The organism is Devosia sp. A16 (assembly GCF_001402915.1).
GTDB lineage: Bacteria > Pseudomonadota > Alphaproteobacteria > Rhizobiales > Devosiaceae > Devosia_A.
The window spans coordinates 178,223-191,755 of sequence record NZ_CP012945.1 but is presented as its reverse complement, the minus strand read 5'-3'; the positions used below and the strand labels follow the sequence as shown (position 1 = coordinate 191,755).

Below are 13,533 nucleotides of genomic sequence, written 5' to 3'. Positions count from 1 at the left end.
GACTGCTTCACCACCACTTCAAGCCCGGTGCCCCGATCGGCTGCATGTTCAACGCTTAAGAGGTAGCCGCCCTGCCTCGTGCTTCGCTCTCGCGATCCTTGGGCTAAACGTCCGCAACGTCGGGCGACGTGACTTCGACATAGGCTGACGGATCGACCAGTGCAATCATTCGCCAGTTGCCGACGTGCGGTTCGCTGCTTCATGCCCGCTTTGGCGTCCTTCAGCTTACGTCCGAATCGCTCGCGAACCAGTGGGGAAGATGGGCGTATTTTGCGGTATCGCAAGTGAAAGGACGCTGCCACCAGCCGGTGGGTCCCGAGAGAGCGCCTGGGCCGGATGGGCGCCCGCAGGCGCCCATCCGTAAGCCGTTACTTGCCGGCAAAGTCCCAGGTGACCTGGACGTTGATCGAGTAGCTGAGTTCGCCACCCTCGATCGGCACGGCGCCGGCCGAGACGGCATCGGCCGAGGCCTTCATCATGTAGGGCTGCGGCGCGCTCATGCCCTGCACCTCGCTGATATTGCGGATGCTGCCCAGTTCCTCGCCGGCGACTTCGGCATAGAGCCCGGCCTTGGCCTTGGCATCGGCGAAGGCGGCCTTGCGCGCTTCGTCATAGAGCTTGGAGGGGTCGGCGACCGAGAAGCTGACGCCGTTGATGGTGTTGGCGCCGACCGTCACGGCCTTGTCGAGGACCGAGCCGAGCTTGGCCAGCTCGCGCACCCGCACGTTGACGTTGTTGAACACCTGGTAGCCGGTGATCTTGGGGGGCAGCTGGTAGCCGTTGGCGTCGCGGGCATCGGAATAGACGTAGTTCGGGTTGACCGAAAAGCCCGAGGTCTGGATGTCGCGCGCCTCGATGCCGGCGGCCTTCAGCGTCTCGATCAGCTCGCTCATCGCCTTGGTGTTGGCGTCGAGCGCCTCGCGGGCCGTGGCGCCCTGGCTGGTGACGCCGGAGTTGACGAAGGCGGTGTCGGGGGCAGCCGTCACTTCACCGATGCCGCTGATCGAAATCGTGCCGTTCACGGGTGTGGTCTCCTGCGCGAGTACGGGGGCGGTAGTCAGCGCGGTAGCGAGGAACAGGGGAATGAGGGCGGCAGTAATGGGACGCATGCGTCTCTCCTATGTGGCCTACAGCTGGGAAGTATGTCCCAGCCGAGCAGGGTGTTAATGCGGCGAACCTGAACGGGATTTGAACGCCGCTTCCGAGACATAAGACGCCCTGGATTGCGCGAACCTTGGGTCGCGAACCGACGAAAGTTTGAGTTACGTGCCTCGGCCTCGGCTGGACAGGCTTCGGGGTGGCGGGTTAGGTAGCCCGTCCGAAAAACCGGGGAAGTGCCGTGGCCAACCGACAAGTTCCTAGCGAGGGCGTACTTCTGGGGCGGGCGAAGGTGCCCGGTCACCAGCATCCGCGGGTGATCACGGTGCGCGGCGACGACGTTGTCGATATCACCGCCAAGGCCGCGCCGACCTCTCGTGATGTCGCCGAACAATCCGATCCCGCCGCCTACGTGGTCTCGGCCACGGGACCGGTGATCGGCAACCTCGAGCAACTCCTCGCCAATTCCTGGTCGGGCAAGACCGACCCCAAGGCGCCCTCGCTGCTGTCGCCGATCGACCTGCAGGCGGTGAAAGCGGCGGGCGTGACCTTCGTCGTGTCGCTGCTCGAGCGTGTCATCGAAGAGCAGGCGCGCGGCGACAAGGCCAAGGCCGACGACCTGCGCAAGGACATCCTGGGGCTGGTGGGCACCGATCTCAGCCAGCTCGAGCCCGGCTCGCCCGCCGCGATGGAGGTCAAGAAGACGCTGATCGCGCGCGGCGTGTGGAGCCAGTATCTCGAAGTCGGTATCGGGCCGGACGCGGAGATTTTCACCAAGTGCCAGCCGATGGCCTCGGTCGGCTACGGCGCCGATGTCGGCATCCTGCCGATCTCGGAGTGGAACAACCCCGAGCCGGAGCTGGTGGTGGTGGTTGCGTCGACCGGCAAGATCGTTGGGGCAACGCTCGGCAACGACGTGAACCTGCGCGACGTCGAAGGCCGCTCGGCCCTGCTGCTCGGCAAGGCCAAGGACAACAACGCCTCCGCTTCGCTGGGCCCGTTCATCCGGCTGTTCGACGGCAAGTTCACCCTCGAGACGGTGAAACAGGCCGACATCGCGCTGAGCGTCACCGGCGAGGACGGGTTCGAGCTGACGGGCGTGTCGAACCTCAGCCAGATTTCGCGCTCTCCCGAGTCGCTGGTTGCGGCCTCCATCGGGCGGCATCACCAGTATCCGGACGGCCTCGTGCTCTATACCGGCACCATGTTCGCGCCGGTGAAGGATCGCGGTGGCGCCGGCAAGGGCTTTACCCACAAGCTCGGCGATGTGGTGTCGATCTCGACGCCGTCGCTCGGCACCCTATCTAATACAGTGCGCCTCGCCACCGAGGCGGCCCCTTGGACCTATGGCACCAGCCAGTTGCTCAGGGATCTCGCCAAGGCGGATCTGCTTTAGCGCCAGACACACGGCGTCATTCCCGCGAAAGCGGGAAACTCCGTTCTGGTGCGCACCGCACGTCCGGCAAACGGAGGTTCCCGCGTTCGCGGGAATGACCCGGTGGAATGACGACAAATCGTGCCATGGGCACTTTGTAACGAAGGATCGACCCAAATGACCGAACTGCACAAGAACCTCATCAACGGCGAATGGGTCGGCGGCGACGGGGTGGACAATATCAACCCGTCCAACACCAACGAGGTGGTGGGCGTCTACGCGCGCGCGACCCAGCAGGATACGCTCGATGCTATCGCCGCCGCCAAGGCGGCGTTCCCGGCCTGGTCGCGTTCGGGCATCCTGCAGCGCTGGGAAATCCTCAGTAAGACCGCGCATGAAATCTTCGCCCGCAAGGCCGAACTCGGCGAACTGCTGAGCCGCGAAGAGGGCAAGACCCTGGCCGAAGGCATCGGCGAGGTCACCCGCGCCGGGCAGATCTTCGAGTTCTTTGCCGGCGAGGCGCTGCGGCTGTCGGGCGAGAGCGTGCCGTCGGTGCGTCCGGGCGTTGGCGTCGAGATGACGCGCGAGCCGATGGGCGTGGTCGGCATCATCACGCCGTGGAATTTCCCGATCGCCATCCCGGCCTGGAAGATCGCCCCGGCGCTCTGCTACGGCAATACCGTGGTGTTCAAGCCGGCCGACCTGGTGCCGGGCTGCTCATGGGCCATCGTCGACATCCTCCATCGCAACGGCCTGCCCAAGGGCGTGCTCAACCTGGTGATGGGCAAGGGATCGGTGGTCGGCCAGACCATGCTCGACAGCAAAGATATCGTGGCGCAGACCTTTACCGGTTCGGTGAATACCGGCCGGCGCGTCGCCGAGGCCAGCGTCAAGGTGATGCGCAAGTTCCAACTCGAGATGGGCGGCAAGAACCCGACCATCGTGCTCGACGATGCCGACCTGAAGGTGGCGGTGGAAACCACGGCGCAGAGCGCCTTCTATTCGACCGGCCAGCGCTGCACGGCCTCGTCGCGCCTGATCGTCACCGAGGGCATTCACGACGCCTTCGTCGCCGCGCTCACCGAGCGTATCCGCAACCTCAAGGTGGGCGACGCCATCGCCAAGGACACCGAGATCGGCCCGGTGGTCGATCCCGGCCAGCTCAAGCAGGACACCGACTATATCGAGATCGGTAAGGGCGAGGGCGCCAAGCTGGCGGTCGGCGGCGAGCTGGTGAAGCGCGACAACCCCGGCTACTTCCTGCAGCCGGCCTTGTTCACCGAAGCCAACAACCAGATGCGCATCGCCCGCGAGGAAATCTTCGGGCCGGTGGCGGCGGTGATCCGCGTCAAGGACTACGACGAGGCGCTGGCGGTGGCCAACGACACCGATTTCGGCCTCTCGGCCGGTATCGTCACCACCTCGCTCAAGTACGCCACGCACTTCAAGCGCAATGCCGAAGCCGGCATGGTGATGGTGAACGTGCCGACTGCCGGCGTCGATTTCCACGTGCCGTTCGGCGGCCGCAAGGGGTCGAGCTATGGCCCCAAGGAGCAGGGCAAGTACGCGGCCGAGTTCTTCACCCAGGTGAAGACGGCTTACACCGCCGCCGGCTGAGCGAGGACCGGAAAGAATTCGGGGCCCGCGCATGAAGGTGCGCGGGCCCTTCTTGTTACTCGGGCTTCAGGCCGTAGACCGAAACCACGTTGCCCTTGCTGGTGGTCGAAGACCGCTTGAGCTCCAGCCGGGTGACCGGATCGGTTGCTTCGAACATCCGCTTGCCCTTGCCGGCGACGACCGGGTGGGTGATCAGCGTCAGTTCCTCGAGCAGCCCCGCGAAGAACAGCTGGCGCGCCAGCGAAATGCCGCCCATCACCGCGATCTCGCCGCCCTCCCTGGCCTTGAGTTCGCGGGCGAACTCGATCACGTCGCCTTCGATCAGCGTCGAGTTTTGCCAGATCGACAGGTCAGCCTGGCTGCGCGTGCGCGAAGCGACGTATTTGGGCATGTTGTTGATGAACTGGGCAAAGTCCTGGTCGGCCTCGGCATTGGGCCAGTATCCCGCCCACTCCTCGAAGCCGACGCGGCCCAGCAGCACGGTATCGATCTTGGACATGGTCTCGCCGAGCAAGGCGCCCAGCTCATCGTCGAAGGCATCGAACTGCCAGAGGTTGGGCGATTCGACGACGCCGTCGACCGAGTGGAAGAAGCCTGCAGTGATCTTGCGCATGTCATTTCTCCTGAGTTTCGTCGGCCCGCCACTGGGCCGTTCATCTACACGACGAACGGCCTTCGCTGCGATCGACACGAGCGTGCAGAAAAATCGTGACGCGACGGAGAATGGTGGGACAAGGCAACGCTTTGGCAGCTACGGCTTTGCTTCCCGGCTGCCTCTTGCTAAGGAGGCGTCGCTCCTGTGCTGGGGCAGGGGCCCATAGCTCAATGGTTAGAGCCGACCGCTCATAACGGTCTGGTTCCAGGTTCGAGTCCTGGTGGGCCCACCAACTCCCTCACTCCGCCCGCACCACCTCGAACAACTTGCCCTCGATCGTCGTGAGGTAGAGTTCGCCGGCGCTGTCGACGCCGAACGAGGTGATGCCGCCGATGCCGCCCAGTTGCGCCGTCCAGTCGAAGACGTCGCCGGCCTCGCCGTCCGCATAGGCGAAGGAGTTGACGCGGCTGTCGCAGAAATCGGCGAAGAAATACTGGCCCGCGATCTCGGGGATGGCCTTGCCGCGATAGACATAGCCGCCGGTGATCGAGCAGCCGCCGGTGTCGTGCGAATAGCTGTAGCTCGGCGGCACGAGGCCGGTCTGTTCGCAGCTCTGGGCGCCGTAGCAGGCCGGTCCTTCCATGATGTTCCAGCCGAGATTGGCGCCGGCGGACTCGGCAGTGATGACGGTGATTTCCTCGTAAGCGCTCTGGCCGACATCGGCGATGTAGAAATCGTCGCCGTCGAAGGACGGGCGCCAGGGGTTACGCACGCCGAGCGCGAAGATCTCGGGCCGGCCGCCGCCTTCGGCGAAGGGATTGGCTTCGGGGATGGCGTAGGGCGTCGCTCCGTCGACATCGAGGCGCAGGATCTTGCCGAGCAGTTCGTCGGGGTTCTGCGCGCGGTTGCCAGGATCGCCGCCCGAGCCGCCATCGCCCATGCCGATATAAAGCAAGCCGTCGGGGCCGAAACCGAGCCAGCCGCCGTTGTGATTGGCAAAGGGCTGGTCGATGCGCAGCAGTTCGCCCGCCGAGGCCGGGTCGGCGACGGCGGGATCGGCCGAAACCTTGTAGCCGACGATGTGGGTCGCGCCGTCCTTGTCGGTGTAGTTGACGAAGAAGCGGCCGTTATTGGCGTAGTCGGGGTGGAAGGCGAGGCCGAGCAGCCCCTGTTCGCCGCCGCTGCTGACGCTGGCGCTGAGATCGAGGAACGGCGCCTCGGCCAGTTTGCCGTCAACGATGATGCGGATGCGACCGGTCTGCTCGACCACGAACAGCCGTGGATCAGCCGGCGGCGCGACGGCGAACAGCGGCTGGTCCAGCGCGTCAGTGACGAGGCGGGTGGTCAGGGCCACGGGCTGGGCGAGGGCCGATCCAAACCCCAGGGTGAGACCCAGGGCAAGGCTGGTCAGGAACAGGCGCATCCATAAATCTCCGATCGGGGGGCACTTACTCTGAACGGCGCGGTGGTATCCCCGGATCCATCGAGAAATGGCTGTGGGTACAGACAAGGCCTCGGCCGCGGCGCTCCAGCACCAGTGTGCAGCGGCCGCGCCGTTCGTACCAGCCGCCATCTTCGGTCATGCCTTTGGAGTGCCAGCGAAGGGCGACCGTTGAGGCGCCGTCGCTGGCGGAAACCATCGCCGGAGCTTCGAAGGCGAATTCGCGATTGCTGCCCCAGATTTTGCGCCACTGCTGCTGTTCCAGCGCGTCGAGCCCGTTCATGGTCTCAGCCAGCGAGCCGAAGGCCACGACATCGGTTGCGAACAGCTGGCGCGCCGATGCGTAGTCACCGGCGTTGATCAGCTGCTCCCAGGTCTTCAGCCAGGTCGCGGTGTCGGCAGGCGGCACGCCGGCAGGGTCGGGATCGCGGAAATCGTCGAATATGGCGTAGTCGTTCTCACCCGCCCAGAGCCGACCCATCTTCTCGTCGAGGTCGGGCGAGCGCCAATGCGCCATTCCGCCCCAGGAATAGGGCGTGAGCTCGCCCACTCGGAGACCGTCGCCGGTGAGGTAGAAGTCGACCCGCAGATGATCGAGACCGTCAGACAGCGCCTCGGCCACCTCGATGAGTTCGAGGCGCAGGGATTCGGGCAACTCCATGCGGACGCTGGCGATGGAAACCACGCCGATCTCGACCTGACGACCGGTGGCATCGAACCAGGCGTCGCGCCGCTCCGGCAGAGTCTTTCGGCCGGTGAAGCGGCGGATCAGTTTCGCCTTGCCGCCGAAGGTGAGGACGTTGATTTCGGGCGGGGTGCCGCCGTCCGGCCCGACGAGCAGCGGCTCGGCAAGCAGCTGGCGTGGCACACCGCGGTAGCCCCATTCCGCATGGCGCCGGCCGGCCCGGCGCGTCTTCAGCCAGCTCCAGGCGATGGCGCGCAAGTGATCAGGGTTGCGCTCGGCCGGCCCGCGCACCAGCACGAACCTGCCGCTGTCGCCGCTGGGCTTGAGTACGAAGCGCTCGGGCAGGGCGGCCCAATCGATCTGGCGGGGGGTGCTCCATTTGCCGAGCAGCGGCACGTTGTAGCCCGGGCCGACGCGGCGCGCGATGTAGTCCTTGGCGGCGATCTTGTCGCTGAACACCGTGAACAGCGGATCGCGATCGTAGACCAGTCGGTGCAGCATGCGCTCGTTGAAGGTGCGCGGATGCGAGAGGTCGGGAAGGCGGCCAAAGGCGCGTTGGAACCGGCGCTCCATGTCGCGCCGGGTAGAGGCAATTTCCAGCAGGCGCAACAGCTTGGGCGGTTGGACGCGTGTCGGACTCGTTGTCATTATCAATTCCGTAAAAACACGCCCCCCGTGCCGGGCGGCTTCTACGGGGAGCCTGTGGCGGCGGTCAAGCGCTGGTGGCGCTGACGCTGTCCTTGAGGGCGGCGAGTTCGCTCTCGGCGCGCAGTGCGCGGTCGCGCCACTCCTCGATGTTCAGGCCATCGATGCGGGTCGGTTCAGCCCCAAGGGCGACGAGGGCGGTTTCGACGTCGGAAATCGGGGCGCCGGTGATCTTGGCATGCAGCGCCTCGATATAGGCGGCGTCGTCGGCATGCAGCGTGCCCTCGGCGAACTCGGCTTGCCAGCGGTTCAGATCGGCAGTGGTTTCCTCGTTCATGCTGCCGGTTTCCAGCAATTGCTTGATCAGCACATCGACCGCCACGGGCATCTCCTGTTGAGTTCGGGCGCAACCTAACCAAAGCCGGCGCAAAGGGAAACCCGGTGCGACCGCGTGTCTTCCCGCCCCAGCGCTCAGCCGGGACGAAAGGCCTTGCTGAGGAACGGCGAACCGGCGATGCCGAAGCGCCAGGGCAGGTCAGCCGCCTTGGTGATGCCGATGCGGGGGCCGATCACCGCCGGCGACGGAGTCTCAGCCGGCGCGAAGCTGAACGGTGGCGCGTCGATCATCAACCCGTCATGGGCCGAGCGGGTTACGCCAAGCGCCTGCCCGACCTTGCCGGGGCCCGAGCAGAGGTCGCGGAGGCTGGCGACCCCGCGGCGCTCGGCCATGATCTCGATGCCATCGGTGGGCTCGAGGGCGCGGATGAGCACCGCCGAGGCATCGGCGCAGACGAAGTTGAAGCACCAGTGGATGCCGTAGGACCGGTAGACATAGATGTGGCCGGGGCCCAGGAACATCGAGGCGTTTCGCTCGGTAGGGCCGCGATGCGAGTGCGAAGCGGGTTCGGTCGGATGGTAGGCTTCGGTCTCGGCAATGCGCCCACCGACGCCATCGACGAGGAACCGTGCGCCGAGCAGTTCGCGGGCCACCACGGTGACTTCACGGTTGAAGAAGCCGATGGGATCGAAGGAGGGCATGCGCCGAGACTGGGCAATTATCCCAGTGAGCGCAAGCCGCTAGACCTTCTTCGTGGTGCCGCCCTGGATGCGGGCAGCGGCAATGCGCAGCGTCAGGTTGATCGATTCGCCAACATTGGAGGTGCCCCCTGAAATCAGCGCGGCATTGGTGTTGGCCGAGTTGGCAAGGTCGGACTGGGCCTGCGCCCGGCGCTTCTGGCGTGCAGCCTCGGCCTCGGCATAGAGCGAGGCGCGCGGCAGCCAGTTCATGGTGCGCTTCTGAATCTGCATGCCAGGAGACTGCGGGCGCAAAGTGAACGAAACATTAACATCGACCGGCGCTTGCCGAAGCCGACGGCGGCATGACAAAGCTCAGTCGGATTTGGAGTGTGCGGCATGACGGATTCACTGAAGTTTGGCACCAGCGGCCTGCGCGGCCTCGCGGTCGATCTCACCGGCGGGGCGGCGCGGCGTTACACGGCGGCGTTTCTCGACCATATCGGTACCGTGGCCGGTGGGCGCGTCTATCTCGGCCGTGATCTGCGGGCCTCGAGCCCGGCCATCCTTGCCGATTGTGTCGCGGCGATCCGTGCGGCCGGGCTGGTGCCGGTCGATTGCGGGGTGCTGCCGACCCCGGCGCTGGCGCTCCACGCCATGGCGCTCGGCGGGCCGGCCATCATGGTGACCGGCAGCCACATCCCGGCCGACCGCAACGGGCTCAAGTTCTATGTCGCAGCCGGGGAGATCACCAAAGCGGACGAGAACGGCATCGCCGCGGCGCTGCGCGAGACGGTGCCGGCGGGCGAGGGTCGGGCCGAGGATGGCAGCATCGCGGCCGGCGACCGCTACCGGCAGCGCTATCGCGGCCTGCTCGATGCTGCGGCGCTGAAGGGCTGGCGCATCGGGGTGTTCGAGCATTCGTCGGTGGCGCGCGACCTGCTGGTGTCGTTCCTCACCCGGGCCGGCGCCGACGTGGTGCGGCTCGGCCGCTCCGAGAGTTTCGTGGCGGTCGATACCGAAGCGTTCTCCGATCCGTTGTTCGAGCCGCGCCTGGGCTGGATCCGGCAGCATGGCCTCGACGCCATAGTTTCGACCGACGGCGACGGCGACCGGCCGCTCCTGATCGACGGCGAGGGCAATTTCGTGCGCGGCGACGTGCTGGGGATGCTCGCCGCGCGCTTCCTGGGTGCCGACCGCGTGGTAACGCCCGTCACCTCGAACTCGGCGATCGAGGGCGTCGGCTGGTTCGGCCGGGTCGACCGCACCAGGGTCGGCTCGCCCTATGTCATTTCCGGCATGCAGGATGCTGCGAGCGGCTCGCCCGGCGCAGTTGTCGGGTTCGAAGCCAATGGTGGTTTGCTGCTGGGAAGCGAGGTAGCGATCAACGGCCGCGTGCTGAGCCCGCTGCCGACGCGCGATGCGGTGCTGCCGATCCTTGCCGTGCTGGGGACCGCGGCCAAGCTGGGCGAAAGCGTCGCCGGGCTGGTGCGGACGCTGCCGGTGCGTGCCGCGCTCAGCGACCGGCTGGCGCATGTGGCGAGCGAACGCAGTGCGGCGCTGCTGACGGGGCTGGTCGAACAACCGGGCTATGCGCGCGATTTTTTCGCGCCGGTGGGCGAGATCCAGTCGGTCTCGACCATCGATGGACCGCGCTTCTCGCTGACGTCCGGCGACACCGTGCACTACCGCGCCTCCGGCAACGCACCGGAGCTGCGCTGCTATGTCGAGGGTGTGACACCGGAGCGGGCCAAGGAACTGCTGGACTGGGGGCTGTCCGCGGCGAGTGCGGTGGTGCGGTAGGACAGCGGCTGCTATGGGCCGAGACGGCCCCCTCCCATCCTCCCCCATGAAGGGGGAGGTGCCCTGCCGGCGCGTTTGGCTCGATCGAAGACGGGGCCTCTACTCTTCACCTCCCCCTTCATGGGGGAGGCCGGGAGGGGGCCGTCTCTATCGGTCGGGATTCTTACTCCCGCACCACCACAAATGCCGCGGCACTTGCCATGATCACCCCCGCCGTACGGTTCAGCACCCGCAGCGCCTTGCTCGACTTGAAGAAGTCGCGCGCCGCGGCGGCGAGGCCGGCATAGGCGCAGCCGATGGCGAGCAGCACCACCACCACGATGCCGGTCAGTTCGGCAAAGCCGAGCGCGGTGATCGGCTTGTCGAGCGGGATCACCGTGGGCAGCAGGGCGAGGTAGAAGACGATGGTCTTGGGATTGCCCATGGTCAGGGCGAAGCCGGACAGGAAGGTCTTCCAGGCGCTGGCATCCTTCTTGGCGCCGATCTGCTCGGAACCGGGCCTGGCGCTCCAGAACTGCCAGGCGACATAGAGCAGGTAGAGCGCGCCGGCCCATTTCACCACGAAGAACACCGGGCCGAACCAGGTGGCGATGGCGGCGAGGCCGAACAGCGCGAACACCAGGTAGACCAGGTCGCCGGCGAGAATGCCCAGCACCATTGGAAAGGCGGAGCGGAAGCCGCCGCCGAGCGCCCGCGCCACCACCGCTGCGACGCCGGGCCCGGGCACGATGACCGCGATGGCATAGGCGATGGTGAAGGCGGCGAGAGTGACGAGATCCATGGCGGGCTCCTGAGCTGGCAGCCTTCTAGCGCTGGCCGGAGCAGGTGGGCAAGGGTGGTCGGGCCGGCGAACTCCCGATCAGCCGCGCCGCCGCGGCCAGTGGCACCAGGTCCAGAGCAGGACCAGGGTGACCAGCGGCGCCAGCGCCGCGACCAGCGGCTGCAGCGGATCGGGAAACCAGACAGCGGCGAGGGTCCAGGGCAGTCCGATCACCACGAGGAAGACGCCGGCCAGTGGCCTTGGCGCGAAGTCGAACCAGCCCAGTGCGCTGATCCCGGTATAGGCCAGCACCGCGAGGTAGAGCAGTGCGAAGCCGCGCACCACCATGCGGCACAGCCAGCGCGCTGCCTGCAGCCGGAACTGCCGGCCCACCTGGCCGACCGACGAGGTACCGTCGCCTGCAGCCACGACCTCGGGCGCGGCAGGGGCGCCGCGTCGACGGGGCAGGTGGGTGCTTGGTGCTCGGCTCTCCCTCATCATGCCGATGAGGGTAGGAAGGCGAGGTTATGGATTTGCTTAGAGCGGCCGGACCGACGGCAGGGATGCCTGACATGGTTTCCCAGGTCGAAACGAGCCGCTCCCTCCTACGTTAGGGCCAGCGTGCCGGATGACCGGCGTCACGCAGCAAGCTATAGCTTGCGACATGGAGGAAGGGCACCGCAGCTTTGGTCCATTTGTGCTCGACGGCGCGACCGGAGTGCTGCGCCGGGATGGCGAGGTCGTGCCCCTGGGGCGGCGGGCGTTCGAGCTCTTGGCAGCGCTGGCAGAGGCGGACGGTGCGGCAGTGACCAAGGATGCGCTGATGGCGCGGGCCTGGCCCGGATTGTTCGTCGAAGAGGCGAACCTGTCGGTGCAGATCGCCAGCTTGCGCAAGACGCTCGGCAAGGCAGCCGACGGACAGGAGTGGATCGCGACGGTCCCTCGTGTCGGCTATCGGTTGCCGCGACCGTCACAGATTGCCGGACCCATGCTCTCGTCGACGCGTCGCCCGATGGTGGCGGTGATGCCGTTCACAACCATGCCCGACGACAACGAACAAGCCTATTTCGCCGATGGGCTGGTTGAAGACCTGATCACGGCACTGTCGCGGTTCAGGACTTTCGCTGTGGTCTCACGCAATGCTTCGTTCGGCTTTCGAGAACGCGGACTGGATGGCGCGGCGATCACCGAGCACGGCGTGCGCTATCTGGTCGAAGGCATGGTGCGACGCCGTGCGACGCAGCTGAGGGTGAGCGTCAGGCTGGTGGATGCGACGAGCGCCACGCAGCTGTGGGCGCAGCAGTTTGACGGCAGCGGGGCGGAGTTGTTCGACTTCTTCGACGAGGTCGTGGTCGCGGTCGTCGGCTTTGTCGAACCGGAAGTGCGCCGCGCCGAGATCGAGCGGGCACGCCGAAAGCACCCCGGCAGTCTCGATGCCTATGATCTGTATCTGAAGGCTCTGCCATTGTTCAGGGGAACCTCGGCCGAGGTCCGGGCCGAGGCGATCGCCTTGCTCGAGGGCGCCGTTCGGCTCGACCCTGGCTTTGCGACGGGGCTGGTCTATGCGGCCTGGGCCTACGAGCGGCAGGACACGTTCGGCTCGGGGATGAGCCAGGCCGAACGGGAGCGTGCGCTGCAACTGGCCGAACAGGCGCTCGAGATCGGCCACGACGATCCGCAGGTGGTGGCGATCGCCGCGTTGATCCTGCTGTCGGTACGCCACGACAGCCGGCGGGCTCTGGCGATGCTGGATCAGGCCTATGCGGCAAACCCCAACAATCCAACGGTGATGTCGCTTACCGCCTTCACCAACGTCATGGCCGGCGACATCGACTTTGGACACCGCTGCTTCCTGCGCGCCATCGAGATCGCCCCCGGAGCGCTGGACAACTACGAACTGTTGGTCGGGGTCGGTATCGCGCATCTGCTGAAGGGCGAATTCGAGGCGGCGGCAGACTGGGCGCTCAAGAGCCTGGCGGCCAATGCCGAGTGGGTCGGGGCCATGTGGACGCTTGCGGCTGCGCAGGCGCATCTCGACCGAATGGATGAGGCCAGGGCGACGGTCGCGACGATCCTCAGCAAGGTACCGGGTATGCGGATGGCCGACCTCGAACGGGTGGGCTTGCGGTTCGGTTCGCGCTTCAGGTTGCAGATAGAAGGTCTGCGCAAGGCCGGCCTGCCGGACTAAGCCGTCACAACGATTTGGAGGATTTTGGACCCCGCTTTGGGACACAAAGCGAGGTCAGCGCCCAGTCTCGCTCCGTCGGCCACAGCAGCCGATCAACCCGCGGAGGAGACAATGAGCCTGATCGAAACCCATCCCGTTGCCCGTCGGCTGGCCCGACTGCCGGTCCTGTTCAAGCGGCTCGCGGACCGGCTTGCGGCGTCCATCGCACGGGCACTGGACGGTAAGGACGTGCCCGCAGATCCGACCGCCGGGTTTACCCCACGCGAGTGGTCGGACCTGCCGACCTGGCATCCGGACTCCGACGAGTGAGCC

General features: G+C 66.4%; 14 protein-coding genes and 1 tRNA gene. 6 read left to right on the top strand and 9 right to left on the bottom strand.

Features of this window, described 5'->3' with window-relative positions; genetic code table 11:
• Positions 1-368: 368 nt before the first annotated feature.
• Entirely contained in the window at positions 369-1,109 is a 741-nt protein-coding gene (locus APS40_RS00855) for an SIMPL domain-containing protein (RefSeq protein WP_055045261.1), read from the bottom strand.
• A gap of 281 nt (positions 1,110-1,390) precedes the next feature.
• Between APS40_RS00855 and APS40_RS00850 the strand changes: the two genes are divergently transcribed.
• Both APS40_RS00850 and APS40_RS00845 read left to right on the top strand, forming a co-directional pair.
• The gene (locus APS40_RS00850) at positions 1,391-2,494 is read left to right on the top strand and encodes a fumarylacetoacetate hydrolase family protein (RefSeq protein ID WP_236884176.1); all 1,104 of its coding nucleotides are present in this window, start codon (positions 1,391-1,393) and stop codon (positions 2,492-2,494) included.
• Positions 2,495-2,650: 156 nt separating this feature from the next.
• Positions 2,651-4,090 carry an aldehyde dehydrogenase family protein gene (locus APS40_RS00845; RefSeq protein ID WP_055045259.1) on the top strand — a complete coding sequence of 480 codons (1,440 nt, stop codon included), beginning with the start codon at positions 2,651-2,653 and terminating at the stop codon, positions 4,088-4,090.
• 55 nt (positions 4,091-4,145) lie between these two features.
• Here the strand turns inward: APS40_RS00845 and APS40_RS00840 are convergent, their stop codons facing one another.
• Positions 4,146-4,703 carry a dihydrofolate reductase family protein gene (locus APS40_RS00840; protein ID WP_055045258.1) on the bottom strand — a complete coding sequence of 186 codons (558 nt, stop codon included), beginning with the start codon at positions 4,701-4,703 and terminating at the stop codon, positions 4,146-4,148.
• A gap of 198 nt (positions 4,704-4,901) precedes the next feature.
• Here APS40_RS00840 and APS40_RS00835 point away from each other — a divergent pair.
• A tRNA-Ile gene (locus APS40_RS00835) sits at positions 4,902-4,977 on the top strand.
• Between the two features lie 6 nt (positions 4,978-4,983).
• Here APS40_RS00835 and APS40_RS00830 read toward each other — a convergent pair.
• The 5 genes from APS40_RS00830 to APS40_RS00810 all read right to left on the bottom strand — a co-directional run bounded on the left by APS40_RS00830 (position 4,984) and on the right by APS40_RS00810 (position 8,764).
• The gene (locus APS40_RS00830) at positions 4,984-6,108 is read right to left on the bottom strand and encodes a PQQ-dependent sugar dehydrogenase (RefSeq protein WP_055045257.1); all 1,125 of its coding nucleotides are present in this window, start codon (positions 6,106-6,108) and stop codon (positions 4,984-4,986) included.
• A gap of 25 nt (positions 6,109-6,133) precedes the next feature.
• Positions 6,134-7,459 (bottom strand): ATP-grasp fold amidoligase family protein, encoded by a 1,326-nt coding sequence (locus APS40_RS00825; protein ID WP_082434105.1) that lies wholly within the window; start codon positions 7,457-7,459, stop codon positions 6,134-6,136.
• Positions 7,460-7,523: 64 nt separating this feature from the next.
• On the bottom strand, positions 7,524-7,838 hold the full coding sequence (locus APS40_RS00820) for a hypothetical protein (RefSeq protein ID WP_055045255.1): 315 nt from the start codon (positions 7,836-7,838) through the stop codon (positions 7,524-7,526).
• Between the two features lie 89 nt (positions 7,839-7,927).
• Positions 7,928-8,494, bottom strand: a complete 567-nt coding sequence (locus APS40_RS00815) for a DNA-3-methyladenine glycosylase (protein WP_055045254.1) — start codon at positions 8,492-8,494, stop codon at positions 7,928-7,930.
• Positions 8,495-8,533: 39 nt separating this feature from the next.
• Positions 8,534-8,764, bottom strand: coding sequence for a hypothetical protein (locus APS40_RS00810; protein WP_055045253.1), 231 nt, complete (start codon positions 8,762-8,764; stop codon positions 8,534-8,536).
• A gap of 105 nt (positions 8,765-8,869) precedes the next feature.
• Between APS40_RS00810 and APS40_RS00805 the strand changes: the two genes are divergently transcribed.
• Entirely contained in the window at positions 8,870-10,273 is a 1,404-nt protein-coding gene (locus tag APS40_RS00805; RefSeq protein ID WP_055045252.1) for a phosphomannomutase, read from the top strand.
• A gap of 163 nt (positions 10,274-10,436) precedes the next feature.
• Here APS40_RS00805 and APS40_RS00800 read toward each other — a convergent pair whose 3' ends face one another.
• Positions 10,437-11,054, bottom strand: coding sequence for a LysE family translocator (locus APS40_RS00800; RefSeq protein WP_055045251.1), 618 nt, complete (start codon positions 11,052-11,054; stop codon positions 10,437-10,439).
• Positions 11,055-11,132: 78 nt separating this feature from the next.
• A complete protein-coding gene (locus APS40_RS00795) occupies positions 11,133-11,462 on the bottom strand; it encodes a hypothetical protein (RefSeq protein ID WP_197279404.1) in 330 nt (109 codons plus the stop codon).
• 199 nt (positions 11,463-11,661) lie between these two features.
• Here APS40_RS00795 and APS40_RS00790 point away from each other — a divergent pair, with 199 nt between their 5' ends.
• Both APS40_RS00790 and APS40_RS00785 read left to right on the top strand, forming a co-directional pair.
• Positions 11,662-13,221, top strand: coding sequence for a winged helix-turn-helix domain-containing tetratricopeptide repeat protein (locus tag APS40_RS00790; RefSeq protein WP_082434104.1), 1,560 nt, complete (start codon positions 11,662-11,664; stop codon positions 13,219-13,221).
• 111 nt (positions 13,222-13,332) lie between these two features.
• On the top strand, positions 13,333-13,530 hold the full coding sequence (locus APS40_RS00785) for a hypothetical protein (RefSeq protein WP_055045249.1): 198 nt from the start codon (positions 13,333-13,335) through the stop codon (positions 13,528-13,530).
• Positions 13,531-13,533 lie beyond the last annotated feature (3 nt).